20 protein-coding genes and 2 tRNA genes are annotated in these 22,088 nt (G+C 62.9%); 9 read left to right on the top strand and 13 right to left on the bottom strand.

The window, feature by feature from the left end; translation table 11 throughout:
• From QZ408_RS07885 to QZ408_RS07870, 4 genes are all read right to left on the bottom strand, one after another.
• Nucleotides 1-1,631 (bottom strand): AAA family ATPase (locus tag QZ408_RS07885; RefSeq protein WP_292490714.1); only part of this gene is annotated, 1,631 nt, incomplete at its 3' end.
• Nucleotides 1,615-2,802 carry a hypothetical protein gene (locus QZ408_RS07880; RefSeq protein ID WP_292490712.1) on the bottom strand — a complete coding sequence of 396 codons (1,188 nt, stop codon included), beginning with the start codon at nt 2,800-2,802 and terminating at the stop codon, nt 1,615-1,617. The genes QZ408_RS07880 and QZ408_RS07885, both read right to left, overlap by 17 nt.
• A gap of 285 nt (nt 2,803-3,087) precedes the next feature.
• A tRNA-Ala gene (locus QZ408_RS07875) sits at nt 3,088-3,159 on the bottom strand.
• Nucleotides 3,160-3,217: 58 nt separating this feature from the next.
• A complete protein-coding gene (locus tag QZ408_RS07870; protein WP_292490710.1) occupies nt 3,218-4,345 on the bottom strand; it encodes a nicotinate phosphoribosyltransferase in 1,128 nt (375 codons plus the stop codon).
• Between the two features lie 180 nt (nt 4,346-4,525).
• Here QZ408_RS07870 and QZ408_RS07865 point away from each other — a divergent pair, with 180 nt between their 5' ends.
• Nucleotides 4,526-5,197, top strand: coding sequence for an MTAP family purine nucleoside phosphorylase (locus QZ408_RS07865; protein ID WP_292490709.1), 672 nt, complete (start codon nt 4,526-4,528; stop codon nt 5,195-5,197).
• The gene (locus tag QZ408_RS07860; protein ID WP_292490707.1) at nt 5,194-6,501 is read left to right on the top strand and encodes an amidohydrolase family protein; all 1,308 of its coding nucleotides are present in this window, start codon (nt 5,194-5,196) and stop codon (nt 6,499-6,501) included. The genes QZ408_RS07865 and QZ408_RS07860 overlap by 4 nt, the downstream gene beginning before the upstream one ends.
• Nucleotides 6,502-6,639: 138 nt before the next feature.
• Here QZ408_RS07860 and QZ408_RS07855 read toward each other — a convergent pair whose 3' ends face one another.
• Complete coding sequence (locus tag QZ408_RS07855) at nt 6,640-8,373, bottom strand: YbhB/YbcL family Raf kinase inhibitor-like protein (protein WP_292490706.1); 1,734 nt, start codon at nt 8,371-8,373, stop codon at nt 6,640-6,642.
• Between the two features lie 717 nt (nt 8,374-9,090).
• Here QZ408_RS07855 and QZ408_RS07850 point away from each other — a divergent pair.
• Nucleotides 9,091-9,666 carry a hypothetical protein gene (locus QZ408_RS07850; protein ID WP_292490705.1) on the top strand — a complete coding sequence of 192 codons (576 nt, stop codon included), beginning with the start codon at nt 9,091-9,093 and terminating at the stop codon, nt 9,664-9,666.
• A 298-nt stretch (nt 9,667-9,964) separates the two neighbouring features.
• Here QZ408_RS07850 and QZ408_RS07845 read toward each other — a convergent pair whose 3' ends face one another.
• Both QZ408_RS07845 and QZ408_RS07840 read right to left on the bottom strand, forming a co-directional pair.
• Nucleotides 9,965-11,281: a protease inhibitor I42 family protein gene (locus QZ408_RS07845; protein ID WP_292490704.1), complete on the bottom strand. Its 1,317-nt coding sequence runs from the start codon at nt 11,279-11,281 to the stop codon at nt 9,965-9,967.
• A gap of 169 nt (nt 11,282-11,450) precedes the next feature.
• On the bottom strand, nt 11,451-13,151 hold the full coding sequence (locus QZ408_RS07840; protein WP_292490703.1) for an AMP-binding protein: 1,701 nt from the start codon (nt 13,149-13,151) through the stop codon (nt 11,451-11,453).
• Nucleotides 13,152-13,241: 90 nt separating this feature from the next.
• Here QZ408_RS07840 and QZ408_RS07835 point away from each other — a divergent pair.
• Nucleotides 13,242-13,394: transfer RNA gene (locus tag QZ408_RS07835), tRNA-Trp, on the top strand.
• 138 nt (nt 13,395-13,532) lie between these two features.
• On the opposite strand, the gene QZ408_RS07830 is transcribed toward QZ408_RS07835, so the two are convergent.
• Nucleotides 13,533-14,222 (bottom strand): YetF domain-containing protein, encoded by a 690-nt coding sequence (locus QZ408_RS07830; RefSeq protein WP_292490701.1) that lies wholly within the window; start codon nt 14,220-14,222, stop codon nt 13,533-13,535.
• Between the two features lie 247 nt (nt 14,223-14,469).
• Here QZ408_RS07830 and QZ408_RS07825 point away from each other — a divergent pair, with 247 nt between their 5' ends.
• Nucleotides 14,470-15,651, top strand: a complete 1,182-nt coding sequence (locus tag QZ408_RS07825; RefSeq protein WP_292490700.1) for a bifunctional 5,6,7,8-tetrahydromethanopterin hydro-lyase/3-hexulose-6-phosphate synthase — start codon at nt 14,470-14,472, stop codon at nt 15,649-15,651.
• Between the two features lie 332 nt (nt 15,652-15,983).
• On the opposite strand, the gene QZ408_RS07820 is transcribed toward QZ408_RS07825, so the two are convergent.
• On the bottom strand, nt 15,984-16,388 hold the full coding sequence (locus tag QZ408_RS07820; RefSeq protein WP_292490699.1) for a hypothetical protein: 405 nt from the start codon (nt 16,386-16,388) through the stop codon (nt 15,984-15,986).
• Between the two features lie 190 nt (nt 16,389-16,578).
• Between QZ408_RS07820 and QZ408_RS07815 the strand changes: the two genes are divergently transcribed.
• Together QZ408_RS07815 and QZ408_RS07810 are read left to right on the top strand one after the other, a co-directional pair.
• Nucleotides 16,579-17,229, top strand: a complete 651-nt coding sequence (locus tag QZ408_RS07815) for a PH domain-containing protein (RefSeq protein ID WP_292490697.1) — start codon at nt 16,579-16,581, stop codon at nt 17,227-17,229.
• A gap of 168 nt (nt 17,230-17,397) precedes the next feature.
• Entirely contained in the window at nt 17,398-18,069 is a 672-nt protein-coding gene (locus QZ408_RS07810; RefSeq protein ID WP_292490696.1) for a PH domain-containing protein, read from the top strand.
• Between the two features lie 224 nt (nt 18,070-18,293).
• Here the strand turns inward: QZ408_RS07810 and QZ408_RS07805 are convergent, their stop codons facing one another.
• The gene (locus QZ408_RS07805; protein ID WP_292490695.1) at nt 18,294-18,773 is read right to left on the bottom strand and encodes a hypothetical protein; all 480 of its coding nucleotides are present in this window, start codon (nt 18,771-18,773) and stop codon (nt 18,294-18,296) included.
• Between the two features lie 258 nt (nt 18,774-19,031).
• Here QZ408_RS07805 and QZ408_RS07800 point away from each other — a divergent pair, with 258 nt between their 5' ends.
• On the top strand, nt 19,032-19,259 hold the full coding sequence (locus QZ408_RS07800) for a hypothetical protein (protein WP_292490694.1): 228 nt from the start codon (nt 19,032-19,034) through the stop codon (nt 19,257-19,259).
• A gap of 71 nt (nt 19,260-19,330) precedes the next feature.
• On the opposite strand, the gene QZ408_RS07795 is transcribed toward QZ408_RS07800, so the two are convergent.
• Entirely contained in the window at nt 19,331-20,413 is a 1,083-nt protein-coding gene (locus QZ408_RS07795; protein WP_292490693.1) for a GHMP kinase, read from the bottom strand.
• Between the two features lie 14 nt (nt 20,414-20,427).
• Nucleotides 20,428-20,979, bottom strand: a complete 552-nt coding sequence (locus QZ408_RS07790; protein WP_292490692.1) for a DUF2148 domain-containing protein — start codon at nt 20,977-20,979, stop codon at nt 20,428-20,430.
• Nucleotides 20,980-21,077: 98 nt separating this feature from the next.
• Here QZ408_RS07790 and msrA point away from each other — a divergent pair, with 98 nt between their 5' ends.
• The gene (msrA, locus tag QZ408_RS07785) at nt 21,078-21,569 is read left to right on the top strand and encodes a peptide-methionine (S)-S-oxide reductase MsrA (protein WP_292490691.1); all 492 of its coding nucleotides are present in this window, start codon (nt 21,078-21,080) and stop codon (nt 21,567-21,569) included.
• Between the two features lie 71 nt (nt 21,570-21,640).
• On the opposite strand, the gene QZ408_RS07780 is transcribed toward msrA, so the two are convergent.
• Entirely contained in the window at nt 21,641-22,087 is a 447-nt protein-coding gene (locus QZ408_RS07780; protein ID WP_292490690.1) for a PaaI family thioesterase, read from the bottom strand.
• Nucleotide 22,088: the final 1 nt, after the last annotated feature.

Genomic DNA, 22,088 nt, shown 5'->3' with positions numbered 1-22,088 from the left:
ACCCGGACGATCCCGGCAACGACCGCCCGCTCCTCCGGCTGCAGCCTCGTATAATACAGCCTCGTATCCTTCGCCTCGACGATCGCCACGGCATCCGCGACCGGCTTCAAGAACCCTTCCCACCCGGCGCCCCCGGACAGAACGATCTCGCGGACGGCGCTCCCGACCGCGGAGACCTCCCCCTTCCTTGCGAGCCGCTTCAGGAACCCTGCCGTCATCCTCCGTGCCGTTGCCGGGTCCAGGCGGCCCGCGTGCGCATACGCCGCCCGGATCAGCGAGAGGCCGTTTGCCCGGTTCCCGGCCAGCAGCTCCTCCCGCGCGAGATCGAGCGCGAGCTGCACGAACCGCGCTAGCCGGTCAGGGTCGTGGAGCTGTCCCCCGGCCTCCTGCAGCGCCGCCAGTGCATCCTCCCGCCTCCTGACCGCGACCCGGTCCGGCAGGGCAACGCCTTCCATAACGCCCGATGCCCCCTGGTGCGTTGTATCAACGGCCACCGGCTGCTCATGCCAGGCCTCAAGAAACCTGATGAGGGCAAACACCCGGTCACGGCCGGCCTGCATCCGCATCGCCCGCCATAGCCCGAAAAGCCTATCCCGGGCCTCATAGGTTGTCCTCTTCTTCATCGGGCGCGAGACGACGTAGCCCTCGGCCTCCAGCCTCCGGAGCTGCGCGTTCACCGTCGCGAGGTTCAGCCGGGCGCGCTCTGCGACGTCTTTCGGGGTGAGCGGGGTCTCTGCGGCGAGGATCGTATCGAGGATGAGCCGCCGCTGCCCCGGAAGCCTCCGGAACACCTCCTGGTAGTAGGGCGTCTGCTCGTCCGCCAGCCTGAAGAAGGCCTCCGCCACCTTGCCTGCCCCGCACTGCGAGAGGATCTCGTACAGCCGGACCACCAGCCCCGGGTTGCCGCCGACGAGGTGCCAGAGGGCCTCGATACCGGGCTCGTAGTCACCGAAGTTCTCGATGAAGGCGGTATCGCCGTCGACCTCCGCGACCCTCCGCATGAGGTCTTTTGATTCGGCGCAGTCGAGCTCCCGGAGGTGAAAGACCCGGAAGAAGTTGTAGAAGGGCTCGTCGTGGTCGAGGACCCCGGGGAAGAGCGACGGCGCCGACGCAATGACCGAGAGATCATCTGTCCGCTGGAAGACCGACCGCAGCGCCCGGACTTCGCGCCTGTCCATCTGGCCAAATATCTCGTGGATGTTCTCGACGAATACCACGACCTGCCTCTCCCCGGCCGATGCGGTGATCCTCTCGACCGCGGCCTCGCGGACCAGCAGGTCGTCCTCGAGTGCGGTCACGTCCCGTGTCTCGACCCCCATCCCCGCGAGCACCCGGAGAAAGAAGTCGGACGCCCTGAACATCGAGTACTCCTCCCCTGCAAGATGTACGGGGATCATCCGGTCGGAGAGTTCGTCGCGTATCCTCCGATAAAGCAGGCTCATCAGGTGAGACTTCCCGGCGCCCCGGCCCCCGACCAGGAGGAAGAATCGCGGCGTTTTGCTCGCGGATGCCCGATCCGCTTCGTTGAACAAACTCTCCAGGAGTTCCTGCCGGCCGACAAGAAGGTGCTCGAGCGTTTCCCTGTCCTGGGCCGCGGGGAAGTAGCGGTAACACCTACCAGGTGCCGGCATAATAGATCCTCCACCAGTCCCGGAGCATCTTCGAATAGAACCGCAACTCGCCGGGAGTTTCCGAGGCGACGTAGAAGTCGTGGTTCAGCTGTGCCAGCAGCGCTCGAAACGCATCCTCGCTCTCCGATCCGGTGCTCTGCCGAAAGATCTCGTAGGCAATACCCGCGGGCAGGGACTCCGCGAGACTCACCCTGCTCAGGATGGCGCGGGCAGCCTTCGCTTCCTGCCCGGAGTAGGTCGTCTGGAGACGGCGCGAGTAGTGCTCAAAGTAGTGGCGCCCCTCGCTGCCGAGGATCCTCCTGTTGTAGACCCTCTCGACCAGCGCCGGGGAGGGCGCCCCTCCGGAGATCTCCACCTCTTCCTTCAGGCCGGAGAGGACGATCATGATGAAGTAGGGGATGTAGGGCTCGCCCACGCAGTCGAGAACCGCTCGCCCGATCTCCGGAGAATACTCCCACCCTTCCTCCCGGAAGACACGTTCGACGACGGAGAGTGCGACTCCTTCTCCGAATCCGCCGATGGTGACTCTCCGGAAGTCGTTTATGACCGGGGTTCCGCCGATATGGTAGACGACATGGTCGATGCTGACCGAGCCCCCGACGATGAACCTCACCCCGGGCGAGACCTGCCGCAGCCGCCGGAACCACAGCAGGAACTTCCTCGCCTCGGCCTCCTCCATATTCTGTATGGCAACCGGAAACTCGTCGAGGATGATGCAGACCGGCCCGGTGAGCCCTGCAAAGATCTCGTCCACCTTCTTTGCCTTCTCGTGCCAGTCGTCTGAGAACTCCGCTCGGAGGCGGCCCCGGAGTTTTGCCCTGAAGGCCGGGGTCTCGATCTCGTCGATATTCTCCTGCACCAGGGCAAACGCCTTGCCGAGCGCCGAGGAGATCCGGGCCTTGACACTCGCTCCCTCGCACTCGACGAGCGCCGTGACGAGATCGGTGATGAACTCCCCCGGCGAGTTGACGCTCTCGACCTCAAGAAATACACACGACTGGCGTTTGCTTGCAAGGTCTCTCTCGATCTTTCGCATGATCGAGGTCTTGCCGAACCGCCGGGGTGCGACGAGCATGACGTGGTCGTTCTTGATGGTGTTCAGGATGAACGCGGTCTCGCGCTCGCGGTCGACGAAGTCATCTCCTGTTGCGGGGCTTCCTACGGGCAGCATGTACGACACCTGATAGATCAGTTATATAACGAATCTGTTATATAACGGATTCGTTATTCCTCGGGTCGGCCTGCTCCCCGGGGAGCCGGCACCATCTCTATGCCGGTATATACGCGAGCGGCACCTGGACAGGAGACCGGAAGAATAACAGTGGACCGCGACAGCAGGCGACCCTGGGGGCGGAGGCGCTCGTTATCCGGGAGCAAGAGAAGTGCTGGAACAGTTGATAGAAGCGCCTTGCGGTACGGTAAGATGCAACTCACAAACACGTTCAAAAGAACAAGATGGACCGAGCGGGAATTGAACCCGCGGCCTCTTCCATGCCAAGGAAGCAATCTCCCCCTGATCTATCGGCCCCTGTTACCCTACAATGTTGATCGTGATCACTTAAAAAGGATTGGGGCCGGCCGCTCCCTTATCCCTCGCGAGCAAGACCCGAAAGCCGGGATAACACCCGCTCCCGCGCATCCTGCATGTTCGGCCGCGCGACGACGGCGCCCTTCCTGATGCAGGGCAAGAGGAGCGGCACCGCACCCTCCGGCGCGGGGGCGTGGAGGGGGAGCGTGACGCGGCGGCCGCCGGCCGTCTCGTAGACCTGTTTAACGCCGCTGCGCTTCCCGCGCTTTGCGTAGGGCCGTCCTTCGATCTCGACGATGTCCAGCGCGAAGTCGATCACCGGCGCGTTTGCAATCGCCCCCCCGACCCCGAAGGCGTCGGCGACGTCCCGGTAGGCGACGACGTCTGCGCGCGAAAGGCCGCCCGAGAGGAAGATCTTCACGTCCGGGTAGCCGTGGACGTCGAGTTCCCAGCGCACCTCCTCGACGATCGCCCGCATATCCCCCCGCCGGGACCGCGGCGTGTCCAGCCGGACGGCCGTCGCCCCGCACTCCGCCGCCCTGACCGCCTCGACCTTCTCGTCAGAGAGGGTATCGGCGAGCATGATCCGGGGGACCTCCGGGCCTGCTCCCCGCGCAAACGCGCACCAGGCATCCTCAGGCCGCGGATAGCACATCACAAACGCGTGCGGCATCGTCCCCGCGAGCGGGATTCCCTCCGGCGCACAGGTGTTGCTCGCAGCGTCCACCCCGCCGATCCAGGCCGCCCGCTCGATCATCGCCGCGATCGCCGGGTGCTGGCGGCGGGAGCCGAAGGAGAAGACCGGGCGGTCCCGCGCGACCAATTTGATGTGGGCGGCCGCGGACGCCACCCCCGATGCGTGGCAGAGGAACCCGAGGATCGCCGTCTCGTAGACCGCAAAGTCCCGGTAGCGCCCCGACACCCGGAGGACCGGCTCGTTCGCGGAGAAGACCGATCCCTCCGGCATCGCGTCCACGTCCACCGGGACACCTTCCAGCAATCGGACAACGTCGTCAAGGCCGCAGAAGACCCCCCACGGGTCCGGGAGCCCTGCCGCCGTCACCTCCATCGTGACACGAGGGTTGACGCCGTCCTTCTCCATGACATCCACGACGCGCCGGAAGTAGATATCCGTGCACCGCCCGTCCCGGATGGCGTCCTCCCCGACAATCTCAAACCTGCCCATGACCATTCCGGTTGTCGCCGGAGGTGTAAACCCTTACGAACCGATCCTGCAGCATCATATAGATGGAATTTTCCGGTCGGACACCAACCCTCTACACAGCATGTCACACGGACGAGCGTATGCCGCTACGGCCCCCCCGGCCCGCCGGGAGGGCGTGCACCGCCGGGCGGGGTGCGTATAGTGCTCGGGATCATCGGGGGCACAAGCCTCCTCTTTGCCGACCTCCCGCCGCTCGAGAAGAAGACCGTCGCCACGCCCTACGGGAAGGCCGAGGTCCACACCGGAGCCTTCGCGCTCCTCCTGCGCCACCAGCACAACCTCCCCCCGCACCGCATCAACTACCGGGCGTGCCTCGCCGCGCTCGCCATCCTCGGGGTGGATACGATCGTCGCGTTCGGCTCCGCCGGCTCCCTGAAACCCGGGATCCCGCCGGGCTCGATCGTCATCCCCACCGACTACCTCAGCGTCACCGACATACCGTCCGTCCACGAGTGCACCATCGACCACATACGGCCCGAACTGGACGCGGACCTCGTCCGCATTCTTGGGGAACTGGTGCCGGAGGCCCGGATGGGCGGCGTCTATGCCCAGACCCGGGGACCGCGGATCGAGACGGTCGCCGAGGTCAAAGCGCTCGCGCACGTCGCAGACATCGTCGGCATGACAGTCGCGAGCGAGGCGACGCTCGCCCTCGAGCTCGGGATGCGGTTTGCCGCCATATGCACCGTGGACAACTACGCGAACGGCCTTGGGGAAGAGACCCTGACCTACGAACATATCCTTGAGACCTCCCGGGCGAACTGCCGGAGGACCGAGAAGATTCTAGAGAGTATTGTGGAGCGTCTTGCATGAACGACATATTCACCGCCCGGGGCTCGGTGCTGATCGCCGGGGCCACCATCAACGGATCGACTGTGGACATCGCTATCGACGAGACAGGGACGATTGCGGGGATCGGGGAGGGCATCCGGCGCGAGTATGACGCCGATGTCGTCATCGACGGTTCCGACCGGCTTGCCGTCCCGGGCCTGGTCAACACCCACACCCACGCTGCGATGACCCTGCTCCGGGGCTACGGGGACGACATGCCGCTGCAGGAATGGCTCTCGCAGAAGATCTGGCCGCTCGAAGCCCACCTCTCCGGCGACGATGTCTACGCCGGCACGAAACTCGCCTGCCTTGAGATGATCAAGAGCGGCACGGTCGCGTTCAACGACATGTACTTCTTCATGGACCGGGCGGCGCAGGCGGTCGACGATATGGGTCTCCGGGCGACCCTCGCCTACGGGTTCATCGACCTCGGGATGGAGGAGAAGCGGGAGGCCGAGATAAGAGCGACGGAAGCCCTCGTCGCCCACGTGAAATCCCTCGACAACCCGCGGATCAGGGCGGCCGTCGGCCCCCACTCGGTCTACACCGTCTCCCCCGAAGGCCTCCGCTGGTGCGCCACCTTCGCAGAAGAGCAGGGGATCGGCATCCACGTCCATCTCTCCGAGACCGAGAAAGAGGTCGTCGACTGCGTCGCAGAGTTCGGCAAACGCCCGGCGGTCCTCCTCGACGAGTGCGGGTGCCTCACCCCCCGGACCGTCGCCGCGCACTGCTGCTGGCTCGACGAGGCCGAGTGCCGGCTCCTCGGCGAACGGGGCGTCTCTGCTTCCCACAACCCGGCAAGCAACATGAAGCTCGCCGTCAACCGGGCCATGCCCTACCGCTGGCTGAAGCAGTACGGGGCGAACGTCTGCCTCGGGACCGACGGCTGCGCCTCGAACAACAACCTCGATCTTCTGGAGGAGATGAAGTTCGCCGCCCTCCTGCAGAAGTTCGCCTGGAACTCGCCGACCCTGCTCCCCGCAGGCGAGGCGGTCGCGATGGCGACCGCGGCAGGCGCCCGGGCGCTCGGCACCGGTCCCGGGACCCTGACCGCGGGCGCGCCGGCCGACATCGTCCTCCTCGACGCCCGGGCGGCCTGCAACACCCCCCTCCATCACGCCGACTCAAACCTCGTCTACGCCTGCAACGGCGGCGCGGTCATGACCGTCCTCTGCCAGGGCCGGGTCCTGATGCACGAGCGGACGGTGCCGGGCGAGGAGGAGATCGTCCGGGGGGCCGCTGCGGCGGCCCGGGCGCTGGTCGGGCGGGCTCGCGAGGCCTCCTGAACCTCTCCTGCCGGGATTTCCGGGGAGGAAGGCCGCCTGGCCCCCTCCCGATCGAGAGGGGCTGCAGGGGTTCCCCCGGGTAGCCCCTCTTCCCGGCGTATATGGTCCCCATACCGGCCTTGAGGCCGGTAGCGGCGGTCAGCGGCCGTAGGTCCCTACGAGCACTCCTTCCCCGATGATGTAGTCCTGCATCTCCGCCTCAAGGACCGCCCGGTCGACGGTTGCCGGAAGGTCCGGCGTCCCGTTGAGGGCATAGAGGTGGAAGATGTAGTGGTGCGCCGGACCCGGGGGAGGGCACGGCCCGCCGTAGCCAATGGTGCCGAAACTGTTCTTCCCCTGGTGCATGCCCCCGGGGAGGTCCCGCTCACGGGGCAGCCCTTCCGCAAGGCCGCTCTCTTCCGGGGAGATGTTGTAGATGACCCAGTGGGTGAAGTTCCCTCCCGGCGCGTCGGGGTCGTCCACGATCAGGGCAAGGCTCTCCGTCTCCTCAGGCACACCGCTCCAGGAGAGCGGGGGCGATACGTTGTCTCCGTCACACGTATACTGGATGGGGATCGATGTGCCGTTCGCAAAGGCGCTGGAGTTCATCTCGATCACGGGCGACGCATTCCCCGCACCCCCGACCAGGCCGGAGTAGCGCGGCCCGTAAGTGGGGTATCCCGTCGGTGCATAGGTCGGATACCCGGTCGGTGCGTAAGTTGGATATCCCGTCGGTGCATAGGTGGGGTATCCCGTCGGTGCGTAGGTCGGCATCATCGTCGGTTGCGCTCCCCCGCCGACGCTGGCAGAGTAGATGTTCCAGGCCCCTTCGTTGTTGCCCATCCAGACTATCCTGCCGCTGGATATATCCGGGAACATCTGTTCGGCGCTATCGGACGTGATCTGCCTCTCCTGTCCGCTCCGGACATCGAAGAGATAGATATCGCCGTTCCCGTTCCGGTAGTCGGTCCAGACGATATAGTTGCCGTCGACGGCGGGATTGGCCGGCATGGCCCCGGTATCGGTGACCCGTCCTACCTTGAGTGCAACGGTATCCGCCATGAACAGGAGGGGCGTCCCGTTCTTCTCAGCGACCCAGGCGATCAGTCTCCCATCGCTTGAAACCGCGGGGGGGCTGACCGGGTTGCTTGACGACTCAAACGTCACCGAATCCCCGGTGGACAGGGAGAGCCAGGTGAGGTCAAGGTGGCCGCTCACATTCCCGCCGTCGTCGAACCAGGCGAGGGTATCCCCGCCGACGGCCGGGAAGAGCTGGTTGGGCGCAGACTCGCCCGACGCATTCTCACTGACCAGCGAACCGCCCTGCCGGGCAGCGATACCATACACGTAGACCTTGCCTTTCCCGGTCGCCATGTCGATCTCGTTCCAGCAGATGGTGTCTCCCGATATGGACGGCGACATCTGGTAGGCCTGATCGTTCGTGAGCGGAGTCACCGAACCCCTCGCAGTATCGTAGAGGTAGATCTCGGACGACATCGTCGCGGCGCTCACGCCGGTCCAGACGACGTAGTTTCCTGAAACATCCACCTGTCGCATGGACACCACCGCATAGGTGTTGTTCCCCGAGACCGTCATGCTCCGCCCGGATGCAGCATCGTAGACCTGCACCGACATGGTGCTGTTGTCAAGCCAGACAATGGTGTTGCCCGAGATTGCAGGGAACCCCTTATCCCCCGGCCCGCTTGTGATCGCCGTCGCCCCGGACGGACCCGGTCCCGGACCCGGTATGGTCTGGGTCGGTCCCGGACCCGGTATGGTCTGGGTCGGTCCCGGACCCGGCGGGAAGAGTTGCGCTGAGGCCACGCCTGCGACAAGCAGAACGGCGATGACCAGAACAGCAGCAACTGCCGTTATACGTATGAACCGTTTCATACTGATACCTCCTGATAACGTACAAACCTCGCCGGCCCTCGTGCGGGGGCGAGGCTCCGGCATGAGGGCGTATGCGTCCAGGTTCCCCTTACGGCGTAGAATGGTGAAGTCGGTGGTATGGCCGGTGGAGGGGCGCTGCGCACCCCCGGGAATATCGGTGAACAGGGCAGATACAGCGGGGAAGGACCCTCAACGGGGTGCGCATCCTGACCCACCACCCCCACGCTGCAGCCCGATAGCGACCCCACTATATATAGGTAGCCCGGGGCCGGGCCGCACCGGGTGAGGCATCACCCCGCCCGGTCTCCCGTCGTTATGGTGAGGTTAAACCGCTCTTCAGCCCCGGTCAGGTTCTCCCAGGGCCGCCCGGAGACAGCCATGACCTGGATCTCCGGGCACAATCAACCGTATAGGCTCTGCCGGCGCTTACTACCCCCTCCCAGGTGGTCAGGCGATTCCAGCAAAACCACATGGTCGTGCGGCCACAGGCATACCCGATGAAAATCCCAGGGCGGCCATGTTCATACAGCAGGCAGGGACGCAATCAGAAAAACGGGGCAGCTGCCCATAAACACCAGGAGAAAACAACTCCAATTTGTGGCAGTCACGGGGCTTGTGTCCCGGCCTGACAAAAGTATATATGGTCATCAGGCAGGGTTGCGGGTGCGCCGTATGGCAAGATGTCGTAGGGAACCGAAGTTCCTGGAGACGATCCGGATGAGAAAAGTCTATATGCTCGGGTTAATCCTCCTCATCAGCCTTGTACCCGGTGCGATGGCGTACCTGCCATTCGGACCGGTACAACAACAGCAACCCTCTCCATTCTCATACCCCTCTCCGTTTGTATACCAGCATGCCTATGTCACACAGATCTACAACGGCATGGTCATGCCGGGGACGCTGCCCCCTGCACTATTCCTTCTTTCCGGTGACGAGGTATACGTCGCCGTAAGTTCATCTGTTCCGGTGAACATCTACACGATGGGACCCGGGGATTACTCAAACTATATGCTGGGTTCTGGTTTCTCCTACTACCCGGAGTTAAGTGCCCGGGGGGTGACCAGCTGGGGCTACGTGGTGCAGGTGCGCAATCCTGCTGAATGGTACGTCGTTGTAGATTCACCGTATCTGGGTGAAGCGCCGATACTCACGATACTCCGCGGGTCGGAATACTCTGACAGCCAGCACCTTGCAGGGTATAAACAGGCAGTCAACTGGCAGGGCAGCCAGATGGATCGGTTTGGAGAGTGGTATGCGCATACATTTGATCCCGGAAGTTTCAGTTATGGATGAGATCGTGAAAAGCATCAGACGATCGAGGAACAACACGGCCCGGAGGGTTCTCACGTAATGCAGCAGGGAGCTGGCCTCGGGGTGTCGCTCTCTCGCGACCGGGAGGGGTGTGCCGGGATGGCCTCGATCAGGCATACCATTTTTTCCGGCTGAACTCCTCCATAGCATTAACGGTATGCCGCACCATGAACCGGCCCGGTTATGCCGCAGACCAAGGCCCCCGGGGCTTCCATGCCTCCATCAGCCCGGCAAGTAGCGCGATCCCCCGAAACCCCCGGACGCCGGAGCCTCTTTTTCCTCACCCTGCTCCGTTCACGGCTGTTATAGTGAGATCAAACCGCTCTTCGGCCCCGGTCAGGTTCTCCCAGGGCCGCCGGTAGACCGCCGAGAACGTGAATATCCCGGACTTTTCAGGCACGAGCGTCCAGGTGTGGAGACCGCCGGCGCCGAGCATCCCCTCCGCTGTCATGTTCTGCGCGTAGCGGTCGGCGGTGACGGTGAGCCCCGGCGATACCGTTGCGTTCCAGGTGTAGCCGGTGGTCGGGTTCTCGGCAAGGCTGATGACAACCTCGCTCTTCACCGGGACGGTGACGTTCTGCCCGTTATCGCCCATACCGAAGGTGTACCGACTTGCGTTTCCGAGGGTGAGAAGATAGATATCCCAGTCCCCTGACCGGTTACCCATCCAGACAACCCGGTTGCCTGATACCCGCGGGAGGTACTGCGATGCGTTGTCGCCGGTGATCCGCCGTGTCTCACCGGCGGCAAGGTCGAGCAGGTAGACGTCGTCGGTATCCCGGCCCGTGACGTTCTGCCAGACGACCAGGTTTCCGGAGATGTCAGGGTAGGCGGCTACCCCCGGCGGCCCGGCGCTGACCCGCTCCTCCTCGCCCGTGGCAAGGTTGTGGACGACAACCGATGCTGACCCGTTATGGACCTCCGACCAGACGACCCGGTCGCCGGAGACCGCCGGGAACCCCTGCAGCGCGCTGCCGTTTGCAAGCGGCACGGGCTCTCCCCCCTCCCGGCTGACAAAGACCGTGTAGTTCCCGCCGCGCCCGTCCGCCCAGACGATCGTCCCCCCCGAGACGTCGGGCGAGACGATCAGGGGATCCCCCTCCACCGGGCCGGCAGAGACCCGCACCGTCGCCCGGGTCGTCAGGTTCATGGCGTAGACGCCGCCCGCGTTCCCGGCTCTCCTGTCAAGCCAGACGACCCGGTCGCCGTCGATCGCCGGCATGACCTGGCCGCCGGTCTCGTTCGTGATCCGGGTCTCGTTGCCTGCCGCCGCATCGTACAGCCAGATCTCAGGGTCGCCCAACCGGTTATCTTGCCAGACGATCCGGCTCCCCGAGATATCCGGCCAGAGCGCGACAGCGGTCCCATTGGTGATCCGGGTCTCCTTGCCGGCGGCGAAATCATAGAGGTAGATATCAGCGCCGCCGTGCCGCCCGTCGACCCAGACGAGCCAGTCGCCGTCGATGGCCGGGGTGATCTGGTCACTCCGGTCTGTCGTCACCTGCACCGCGGGATTCACCACCGGTGCCCCGCTCACGCCCGTCGTGAGCGCCACCATGAGGATGCACACAAGACACAGGAATCTGTGTTCCATCATTCTCCCCCGGGCGAAAGATTACGGTCATAGTATAAAAATGAATTTATCAATCTCACGGCAGGGCAGTTCCCGGGGCGAAGGCGGGGCCTGCACGCGGCAACTCATCCCGAATCGGGCCCGGGCGGCCACCATCGCCCCCGGCAGGCCCGCCCGGGGCAAAAAAAGAAACTTATGCGGTCTCGATCTGAGACTCACACTCGAGGCCGAGCTCCTCGATCGCCGCCTCGCGCATCTTGAACTTCATGACCTTCCCCGAGACCGTCATCGGGAAATCGTCGACAAACTTGACATACCGCGGTATCTTGAAGTGCGCGATCCGGCCGCGGCAGAACTCCTTCACCTCCGCCTCGGTGAGACTTGCCCCGTTCTCCGTCTTGATCCAGGCCATCAGCTCTTCCCCGTACTTCCTGTCCGGGACACCGATCACGTAGACGTCGGCGATCAACGGGTGATTGTGGAGGAACTCCTCGATCTCGCGCGGGTAGATGTTCTCGCCGCCCCGGATCACCATATCCTTCAAGCGGCCGACGATCTTGACGTAGTCCTCCTCGTCCATCACCCCGAGGTCCCCGGTATGGTTCCAGCCGTTCTCGTCGATCGTCGCGCGGGTGGCGTTCGGGTTGTTGTAGTAGCACCGCATCACGCAGTAACCCCGGGCGCAGATCTCGCCGGTCTCCCCGCGGGGGAGGACCCGTTTCGTGTGCGGGTCGACGATCTTGATCTCAGTGTGGGGGAACGGTCTCCCGACGGTGGAGACGCGGCGTTCCAGGGGGTCGGCGGTCGTGGTCATCGTGACGCCGGGGGAGGTCTCCGTCTGCCCGTAGACGATCACGATCTCGGACATGTTCATCTTCTGGTTGACCTCCCGCATCACCTCGGTCGGGCAGGGCGACCCGGCCATGATACCGGTCCGGAGCGAGTCCAGCCGGTATTTCGGGAAGTCCGGGTGAGAGAGTTCGGCGATGAACATGGTCGGCACACCGTGGAGCGCCGTGCACCGCTCCTCCTGTACCGCGGTGAGGACCGCTTCGGCGTTGAAGACCGGTGAGGGCAGGACCATCGCGGCGCCGTGGGTGACGCAGGCCATGTTGGAGAGGACCATGCCGAAACAGTGGTAGAAGGGCACCGGGATGCAGAGCCGGTCCTCGTGGGTGAACTTCATCCCCTCGCCGATGATGAACCCGTTGTTTAAGATGTTGTGGTGGGTCAGGACAACCCCTTTCGGGAAGCCGGTGGTCCCGCTGGTGTACTGGATGTTGACCGCGTCGTCGAAGTCGAGCGACTCTTCCCGCTCCCGGAGCTCGTCGGGGCTGATGAGCGCGGCCTTCGCGAGGAGGTCGTCCCAGGTGTACATGCCGTTGTAGGGGATATCGCCAAGGAAGACGACGTTCTTTAGGAACGGGAATTTGTCGCTGTTGATCCGGCCCGGCTTCGCCTCGAACGCCTCGGGGCAGGACTCGTAGAACATGCCGACATAATCGGACGTCTTGAACCGGCCCTGGAGGAGGAGCGTCTGCACCTCGGACTGCTTCATGGCGTACTCGAACTCGTAGGTTCGGTATGCCGGGTTGATGTTCACCATGATGGCGCCGATCTTCGCGGTGGCGAACTGGACGAGTATCCATTCCGCATAGTTCAGCGCCCATATGGCGACCCGGTCCCCGCGCTCCACGTCGAGCGCCATGAGGGCGCGCGCAAGGGTGTTGACGCGCTCGAGAAACTCAGCATACGTCCACCGTATATTCTGGTGGACTGAGATGAGTGCGTCGCTATCCGGGTGCGCCGCTGCAATTCGGTTCAGCATCTCACCGATGGTGATGCCGATCAGGGGTTTTTGCGAGTTTCCACACGCGTAACTGCCCTCAACCATTCTATATAAATGGGCGGCGGTACGGTTATATCGTTACTGGTTTCTTCCAGCGCAACCCTTATACTGCATGGCGTCAACTGTATAGAGAGCGGGGTCGTGGCCAAGCCCGGAATGGCGACGGGCTCCAGCGGTCTTTGCACGTGATGAACAATGGGTCTTCTGATTGACGGATGATGACCCGTTGGAGCACTGATGCATGTCGGAGAGACCCGTCGATCGTGAGTTCAAATCTCACCGACCCCACATTCTTATGACTCCTCCCGGATACCGCCGGGTATCTCTGTCGGCCCGCTCCGGGGGCTGAAATCTGCAGATCTCCTGGTTGATTGATCGGGTTGCGCTACCGTCGCTGATAGCATAGCGGCCCTGTTCCTGCAAGTATCAGTTCGGGTGCCCCCCACTCCCCTTCGCGAGCTTCGCAGCAACGCGCGAGGCTCTGGAGGCGCGAAAAGACGCAAAGGAGAGTTCACCGGTTGCTGCACTGACTTCGCAGGAGCCCGCGCACCCTTTCTCCGCGTCTCTGCACCCCGGCCGCCGTTCATTCCCTCTTTGCCTCTTCTTGGCGGCCGAGGCCCGGCGGACCTGGTGCCGGTCGCTCTCGGGGCAGGTGAGCGCCGATATATCGACGTCGTTCTCGATGTAGGCCACCCGGACCTGCTGGACCCCGGCGATACCCTTTGCGCGGAGCCGCTCAGCGAGGTCGTCGTGGGTCATCAGTTCCCGCCGGAGGCTCTTTTCGATGATCCTGCCATCCTCGATCACCTTGAGCGCGCCGGGAGAGACGATACCGCGGATCTGCCCGTTCTTGTACTGCGCGACGGAGATGATCACGTTCAGGCCGAGAAGCGTCGATGCACTGATGAGCCCTGCAAGAAGCGAGTTGTCGCCCGCGTTGATTGCCTGGGAGATGCTCTCCGATATGATGAGCAGGAGGACGAGGTTGAATGGGGTCAGCTGGCCGAACTCGTGCCTGCCGATGATCCGCATGACGATCAGGAGAAAGAAGTAGATCACGGCCGCCCTGAGGATGAGCTCCGCGAGAGGCGTCTGGAGGGCGAAGAGTTCCGACATTGAGGGGGACCATGCTCCCGGGCCGGAAAATACCTTTCTTCGTCCGGGGGGACCCTTCGTGGCCGGAGTCCCCGTATCCGGACACAGGGCATCCGCCCGCGGCGCCGGACCTCGCCCCGGGCATAAACCCTCCCTGATTGCCGGTTCTCCTCAAAAAAACCTGTATCGCGAACGGTTTTACGGGGCGGCCCGGGTGATCTTTAATAGATGTCTCACCAATATTTGTGCACTATCTGAGGGCATTGGTATGTATCTCATCGGTGAAGCATTGGTTGGAGACGGCGCAGAACTTGCGCATATCGATCTGGTAATGGGAAATAAAGAGGGCGCGGTAGGGCAGGCGTTTGCGAACTCGATCTCGCAGCTCTCGAGGGGCCACACCCCGCTCCTTGCGGTCATCAGGCCGAACCTGCCGACGAAGCCCTCGACGCTCGTCATCCCGAAGGTCACCTTAAAGAAGGAGTACCAGGTGAACCAGATGTTCGGGCCCGTACAGGCAGCGGTGGCGAAGGCCGTCGCCGACTCGGTCGAGGAGGGCGTCTTTGAGGGGATCGATATCGAGGACACCGTCATTATGGCGAGCGTCTTCGTCCACCCCACCGCACAGGACTACAACAAGATCTACCGGTTCAACTACGGCGCGATGAAACTCGCGCTCCGCCGGGCTCTCGACCGGTTCCCCGACGTCGGGACGCTCCTGCACGAGAAGGACCGGGCCGCCCACGCGGTCATGGGGTTCAAGGTCCAGCGCCTCTGGGACCCGCCGTATCTTCAGGTCGCGATGGACCTCGTGGACAAGAACCATATGAGGAGGGTCCTTGAGTCGCTGCCCCAGAACGATCACCTGATCATCGAGGCCGGGACGCCGCTGATCAAGAAGTTCGGGCTCTCGATCATATCCGAGATCCGCGAGATCCGGCCGAACGCGTTCATCGTGGCTGACTTAAAGACCCTCGACACCGGGAACCTCGAGGCCCGGATGACCGCCGACGCCGGCGCCGACGCCGTCGTGATCTCGGGCCTTGCCCCCCTCTCGACGATCGAGAAGGCGATCGAGGACACCCGGAAGACGGGCATCTACACGGTCGTCGATATGCTCAACGTCGAGGACCCCCGCGCCGTCGTCGAGCAGCTCAAGGTGAAACCGGACGTCGTGGAACTCCACCGGGGCATCGACGTCGAGGATACTGCACACGCCTGGGGCGACATCCCGGCGATCAAGAAGGCGGGCGGCGAGCGGCTGCTCGTCGCGACGGCGGGCGGCATCCGGCAGCACGTCGTGAAGGATGCGATCAAGGCGGGCGCGGATATCCTGGTCGTCGGCCGGGCCATCACCGCGAGCAAGAATATCCAGCACGCGGCGGAGGAGTTCCTCGAGGAACTGAGCACCGAAGAGATCGACCAGTTCAGGATTATGACCGACTTCTAATCGGTCATTACAACAATATACTCTCAACCATATTTTCGTGTATGAACCATTTTGCCCTTGTCGTCTGACTACTCCCCGAACTATATCCGGCAGCTCATCCACCAGCTGCGGGATATCACGGTCTGGCTCAACGACGTTCAACCTCCCGGTCCTCCAGTGGGAGTTTGTCCGGGGGTGGGACCACGGACGCGGGGTTGATACAGGCCGCGAACCTGGAGAGGGGCAGGACGACTCTCAACCGTCTTTCTGAACCTCAGCGCATTGGCAGGCGGCAGAAAAAAAATGATTCGTGCTTAAAAATAACATCTTTTTCGCACTCATCCGTCTCTGGCTCATATGGAGGATCCGATTGTTACATCAGACAGTTCGACGTGAGCGATATACGCAGGGTACTCTGTGTCGATGAACTTTCTTTCATCCCAATCGGTATCTTCGTCCAGCAGATATCCCCATGAACCGTCATCGTGCTTAAAAATAACAGCCGTCTCATACATGTCTGTTTCTGGATCATATGAGAGAACTAGCCAGCAAGGGCCGTCGTTTCTAGGAGTATCATCGATAATATCCCCTGCCTGGTATTTCGGCGCATTTGACGGTGATGGTTGCGAAACTGCAGTGGGCTGTTGCACCGTCGGCTGGGGGGTTTCAGAGGTGTTAACGGTACCGCCATTTAGAGTACACCCACAGACCAACAGAAAGCCAACTAACAGTGCTAGTAATATGACAACTGGTTTCATACCATGAAAATCGTGTGCATGTTTATTTAAATATAACTTAATTGCACGGCGCACGCCCTCTTTGCTCTGGTAAAAATATCACTTTTTAAGAGCGTACGTCCTACAGAGATCGATCTGCACCGGCGCCGGATCCTCTCAAGGAGCGCGTGCCGGGGCCGGGGGTGCCGGCAACGGAGCCCACGGGTGACTGATGCAGGGGACTGAGATGACCGCGCCCGGCGAGAGGGTGAGGTGCCACCCGAGCGTCATCGTCGAGAACTCGCTCTCCGTCGTAGTCCTCGTCGCGCTCCTCGTTATGCGGTTCGAGACGACGGCAGTGGCGGGCGTGCTTGCGGCCGCCGTCGTCGCGCTGCTGCTCTTCAACTACCGGCAGTGGAAGCTGACGATCATCCGGTTCGGCGAGACGGAGATCGTGGTGGAGCGGGACACCCTCTTCAAGATGAAGAAGACCCTCCCCTACGCGAAGATCGCATCGGTCAATGTGAACCGTGGCATCGTAAACAGGCTCTTCGGGACATCGAAGTTGCAGATCAACATCAACTCGGGCAGCAGCGCGACTGTCCCGGAGGCGGTCCTGACGTTCCGCGAGGATATGGCGGACGAACTGCGGTCCGCAATCCTGGAGCGCCGCTGCGACCGGGAGGTCTTGCCGGACGAGGACGAGCCGGCGGAGTCTCTCGTCTCGTTTTCCCCGGCGGACGTGATCGTCCACGGCCTCTTCAGCGTTTCGACATACCAGACACTCCTCGGCTCCGTCTTTCTCGCCTACTCGATTTTTGAACTCTACACCTCTGCGGGCACGGGATTCGGGGGGACGGCAGAGCGCTCGTCTCGTTGCTGAGCTTCGTCGCCCTCCAGGTAGCGCCGGCGGTCTCGCTCATCTTCCGCTACTACAACTACAGGGTCTACCGCCGGGGGGAGACGATCTACCTGGAGCACGGCTTCTTCAGAACCTATAAAACATCGTTCAAGGTCTCACGGGTCAACGCTGTCCGCGTGAAGAGCACGCTTGCGGCCCGGCTCCCTGCGCCGGTCGTGCATCGAGGCCGAGGTTGTAGGGCTCGCGTCCGGGACCGGGGAGAGTCTCCACCCCGTCCTCTGCCTCTTAAAGGACGATGCGACGCAGCAGAAGCTTCTCCGCGAGCTGGTGCCGGAGTTTGTCTACGATCGGAACCCGGAAAAGCAGCCGGCGGGTGCAAGGGGCGTCCTTCTGGTCCGGGCCACGATAGCGTCGCTCGCGCTCGTCCTGGCGATGACCTACCCGTTGATCTACGTCTACCGCGAGGCTTCAGCCCTGGCCGGGGCCGCCGGGGTCGTCCTCCCCTGGGTGCTCCCCCTCGCGACGGCCCTCGCTGTCCTCGCGATCTTCTACGCGACGCGGGTCTCCTGCCGGATCACGGAGTTCGATACCGGACGCGACCTCTTCACCTTCGTGAACGGCGCCGTCGACCGCGAGACCGTCGTGATGAACTACGACAAGGTCCAGATGGTCCGGGTCACGCAGGGCCCGGTCGCCCGGCTCTTCGGGGTCGCGAGGGCGAGGGTGCATCTCCTCTCCTCGACCGGGGGGACGAGCATCTCTTCGGGGTACTTCCCCGGGAACCGGCTTGGGGCCGTAGGGGAGATTGTGATGGAGCGGATCGCGAGCGGGGAGTACGACTACCGGAAGAACAGCATCTGAACGTGCTCCATCGGCTCAAGGCTCTGAGAGTAGGTAAAACGGAAGGAGCAGATCCGGCCGTTCAACTTCTTCCCGGGTAGGTTTCAGGTGCATGGGGTGGGTGGCGGTTCCGCAACGCCATTACCCCTCATAGGCCCGGGATAATCAGAGGATAAAATGCATGAACCGTCCGGCGATTACGAGATCGAACGGAAAAATGAAAAGAGCGCTTCAGTTCTCCCTCCTTAAGCGGCGATCTCTGCACTGATGCCGAAAGCGTCGGAGATCTCGCCGAGGACCGCCTCTTCCGGCTCACTAATAGCAACGCCATGCTCCTTTGCTGCTTCGGCAACCTTCCGGCCTATCGCCAGCGACCACTTTTTGTAAGCCATTGCCTCGTCGGGAGATACCCTGGACAGGGTTGAGGAAGCAGATTTTGCCGCCTTGATGGTTGTATTCCTGTAGCCCGTCTGGTCGTGCTTCATCAGGTCCTGTTGCTCTTTAATCAACTCCTTTCCCTTTGATTGCATCTCGGCCGATATGAGGCCGACCAGAGCACTGCCGCTTGCGGCTGCCAGGTGTGTGGGTTCCTGTATCATGGCTTTCATTTCGCCCCACGCACCCAGGACCGATGGTGCAGCGACAATAACCGCCATTGAGATCGCGTACGGTAAACTGACGAGGTTCCTCCATTCGTCATCTGTAAATTGCGCCCTCAGTTCCATATGCATTACCAGAAGTCAGTATCCGGCATGTATTATAAGATGATTTCTATAAAATCTGCAATGCCGGGAAGACGGTGGCTGTTGAGCGATGTGCCCATATAGGTGCCCATCCGTCTACCGGGAGCGAGTTTGCGCAAAGGATTTCGATACGGTATGGGTATAAGCCCCCTATGACGATCGCGGCATCACATGTTCTCCGGCATCTGTCTGTGATGTTCGTAATTTTAATATAAAATAATCCACAGCAACGGATTAGGAATGAAACCAATACAGGTTGTGGGCGTGCTCGTCGGCGCCTTTATTGCACTCCTTGGTCTGCTCTGGCTCCTACAAGGCGCAGCACTTATTCAGATGCGTCCGATACTCTGTGTCGCGAATTGCGAACCAATCGTGGGCAGATCACTGTTCTGGGCAGCAACCGGGGTGGTTGCCTTCATCATCGGGATTGTAGTCGTTATCCTCAGTGCGAGGCGCGACGGGACGTAAACGAATAATTGAACCTCTCGGTGACATATTTTGCCGGAATAAAAATGAGATTTTGAGGCCGGGTAGCCGCCCTATGCCCGCTCTTCCACCCGGATCTTCAACCCCTCGTTATCCACCGTCGTCGCGATCGCGATCCGGAGCCCTGCCTTTGCGAGGATCTCTGCCACCTCCTCCTCCGGCCGGCCGGTGATGACCGCGATGGAGGGGCCGACCGAGCTCATGCCGACGAACTCGAGCCCGGCATCCCGGAGCGCCGCCATATAACGGTAGATCTCAAAGCCGTGATGCTCCACCTCGGCGCGTTTCGAGCCCCGGAACTCGATCTCCCAGACGACGTCGCCGACTGTTGCAAGGTCCCCGCGCTCCAGCGCCGGGATGAGGTCCATCAGGATGAGATAGGACTTCAGCGCGCGGTCGCGGTAATCGAGGGTCCGGGCCTTGTTCATCAGGAGGTCAAACTCCTTCTCCCCCGCCGACGAGACGCCGGAGGACGGTATGACGATGTAGACCTGTTTCCCCGTCCCGAAGGGGTGCCGGTAGACGAGCGCGAGATCGTCGCCCATCACCGCCATCCCGCCGTAGGTGCTCGCGGCGGGGCCGACGCCGGTCTCGAACCCGAACGCGACGTTCCCGGCCTCCGTCTCCTCGACGAAGTTGTTGCCGAGGAGCAGGCGGAGCTCGTCGGGGGTCAGCGGCGAGCCCACGGCGGTATTGAGAGCGTTTGCGACCGCAATCAGGATGGTGCTCGTGGACCCGAGCCCCACGTGCTCGTACTGGTGGTCGCGCGCCCGGATCCGGAATCCGCCCGTGTAGCCGACGACCTGCCGGAACGCCTCCACAAAGTGCCGGAGGATCGGTTCGCGGGAGTAGTCGATCGAGAGCCCTGACGGCGTACACTCGACCTCAGCGGTACAGTAGACCCCGATGGCAAACCCGATCCCGCCCCCGCCGGGGTGGTCCGGGGAGAACCGGTTCATGTCGAGCACGGTGAGGTGGATCCTCGCCGGGGCGCGGACGACGACGGTGCCGGCAACCGGCGCGAGCCGGTACTCTTTCTGGAGCCCGCACGGCCTGATATGCTCGCCGGGGGAGAAGGAGGTGAACTCGTACTCGACGAGGTCGAGATCCCCTCCGCGGATCTTCATGATGGGCATTTTGTCACTTCGTTTCAGCGTGTGCGGTCAAAGAAGATATCCTTTCCAGATGCCCGGAGCGGAATGCCGTAGGCGACGCCGCACCCTTCGAGCCACCCAAGCGAGAGCGCGCCGACGCCGACCGAGTACATGACCCGGTTGTCGACGTTGTGGATGCTCGCGGTCTTTACCGCCGAGCCGACCGCGATCCCGATGTCCGCCATCCTGACGACACAATTCGGGCCGCGGAACGGGGTTGCCTGCGGGAGAGGCCTCCCCTGCGCCTCGAGCATCTCCGCACAGGTGGGATACCCGCACCCACCGCAGTCGAGGCCCACGGCGTCGGCGAGGAGCGAGCCGATGAGGAGGCAGGCGTCGCTTGCCTCGACGTTGCCCGCATCCCGGATGAAGAACCCGGCGTTATGCCGTTCACCATACTCCCGCATCGCCCCGGCAAGCGCGCTCCGGTCATCCCCGGTGACGATCATCGTCCGGATCACGTCGATCCCCCGTGCTTTCGGAGCGGTGCGCGCAGAGAGCGCCATCAGCCGGGCTACCGTCTCCACGGCGTCTGACTCAAAGACCATGGGAGTAGGTGGCACCGGATAAAGATAAGGGTATGCCCTCCGGGGAGTCGGGGTATCGATACATTTTTCGGAAAGACCGGCCGAATACCGGGGATATCATGGCACCCGAGAAGATGATCGAGAAAGCTACGTTCGGCGCGGGGTGTTTCTGGGGCGTCGAGGAGACGTTTCGGGAGGTCCACGGCGTCGTGGATACGGCGGTGGGATTCATGGGGGGCACCCTCGAGAACCCGACCTACCCTGAGGTCTGCACCGGGAAGACCGGGCACGCCGAGGTCGTGCAGGTGACCTACGACCCCGGAGAGGTTTCGTACCGCGACCTCCTCAACGCCTTCTGGAGCGCCCACGACCCGACCACGCTGAACCGGCAGGGGCCCGATATCGGGACGCAGTACCGGTCGGTGATCTTCTACCATACCCCGGAGCAGGAGGCGGCGGCACGGGCGTCGAAAGCGGCGGTGGAACGATCGGGAAGGTTCAGGCGCCCCATCGTCACCGCGATCGAGCCCGCGGGGACGTTCTGGCGGGCCGAGGAGTACCACCAGCAGTACTTCGCGAAACACGGGGGCGGGCACTGCAGGGTTGTGTAGGTGACCGTCGCATCAAAAACGTTCACGTGCAACGTTGCCGCGAAGGCCGTGGGCGGTATGGGCGGTCCTCCTCACGCACCAGGACCTGCCCCCCACCCCCGCTCCGGGACGGCCCCGGTCTTGAACCCGATCCCCTCAAACGAGGCGACCCGGCGGTCGCCCGAGAAGACGTCCACCGCATATACCGACGTCCTCTCCGTCTCCGAAACCTTGCGGGCGACCGCCTCGAGCGTGCCCGTCGCCGGCGGGGAAAAATAGCGGATATGAGCGGAGATCGCCGTCTGGTCCACCCCGTCCAGGTTTCCGGCGATGCCGAACGCGTGGTCAGCAAGAGCGAAGATCGCGCCCCCGTGAGTCGTGCCGTGGGCGTTCTCCATGCCCTCCGTCCGCATGATCACCCTGACGCACCCGCCCGTCGCCCCGGCGGTTTCGAGGCCGAGGAGGCGCGCAAACCCGCAGGCGTCAAACCGGCGGACCACATCGGCAGAGGACTCCGGGGTGGGTCGCTCAGCCGTCACG

Source organism: Methanoculleus sp. 10 (genome assembly GCF_913757945.1).
Taxonomy (GTDB): domain Archaea; phylum Halobacteriota; class Methanomicrobia; order Methanomicrobiales; family Methanoculleaceae; genus Methanoculleus.
The sequence above is the reverse complement of the archived record's forward strand: the minus strand, read 5'-3'. Positions and strand labels throughout refer to the sequence as shown.

What these genes read in the sequence shown, in the direction of transcription:
- QZ408_RS07880 (WP_292490712.1), bottom strand. Translation starts at nt 2,802, where the DNA reads ATGCTGCCCGTAGGAAGCCCCGCAACAGGAGATGACTTCGTCGACCGC.
- QZ408_RS07870 (WP_292490710.1), bottom strand. Translation starts at nt 4,345, where the DNA reads ATGGGCAGGTTTGAGATTGTCGGGGAGGACGCCATCCGGGACGGGCGG.
- QZ408_RS07860 (WP_292490707.1), top strand. Translation starts at nt 5,194, where the DNA reads ATGAACGACATATTCACCGCCCGGGGCTCGGTGCTGATCGCCGGGGCC.
- QZ408_RS07855 (WP_292490706.1), bottom strand. Translation starts at nt 8,373, where the DNA reads ATGAAACGGTTCATACGTATAACGGCAGTTGCTGCTGTTCTGGTCATC.
- QZ408_RS07850 (WP_292490705.1), top strand. Translation starts at nt 9,091, where the DNA reads ATGAGAAAAGTCTATATGCTCGGGTTAATCCTCCTCATCAGCCTTGTA.
- QZ408_RS07845 (WP_292490704.1), bottom strand. Translation starts at nt 11,281, where the DNA reads ATGATGGAACACAGATTCCTGTGTCTTGTGTGCATCCTCATGGTGGCG.
- QZ408_RS07840 (WP_292490703.1), bottom strand. Translation starts at nt 13,151, where the DNA reads ATGGTTGAGGGCAGTTACGCGTGTGGAAACTCGCAAAAACCCCTGATC.
- QZ408_RS07830 (WP_292490701.1), bottom strand. Translation starts at nt 14,222, where the DNA reads ATGTCGGAACTCTTCGCCCTCCAGACGCCTCTCGCGGAGCTCATCCTC.
- QZ408_RS07825 (WP_292490700.1), top strand. Translation starts at nt 14,470, where the DNA reads ATGTATCTCATCGGTGAAGCATTGGTTGGAGACGGCGCAGAACTTGCG.
- QZ408_RS07820 (WP_292490699.1), bottom strand. Translation starts at nt 16,388, where the DNA reads ATGAAACCAGTTGTCATATTACTAGCACTGTTAGTTGGCTTTCTGTTG.
- QZ408_RS07815 (WP_292490697.1), top strand. Translation starts at nt 16,579, where the DNA reads ATGCAGGGGACTGAGATGACCGCGCCCGGCGAGAGGGTGAGGTGCCAC.
- QZ408_RS07805 (WP_292490695.1), bottom strand. Translation starts at nt 18,773, where the DNA reads ATGGAACTGAGGGCGCAATTTACAGATGACGAATGGAGGAACCTCGTC.
- QZ408_RS07800 (WP_292490694.1), top strand. Translation starts at nt 19,032, where the DNA reads ATGAAACCAATACAGGTTGTGGGCGTGCTCGTCGGCGCCTTTATTGCA.
- QZ408_RS07795 (WP_292490693.1), bottom strand. Translation starts at nt 20,413, where the DNA reads ATGCCCATCATGAAGATCCGCGGAGGGGATCTCGACCTCGTCGAGTAC.
- QZ408_RS07790 (WP_292490692.1), bottom strand. Translation starts at nt 20,979, where the DNA reads ATGGTCTTTGAGTCAGACGCCGTGGAGACGGTAGCCCGGCTGATGGCG.
- msrA (WP_292490691.1), top strand. Translation starts at nt 21,078, where the DNA reads ATGGCACCCGAGAAGATGATCGAGAAAGCTACGTTCGGCGCGGGGTGT.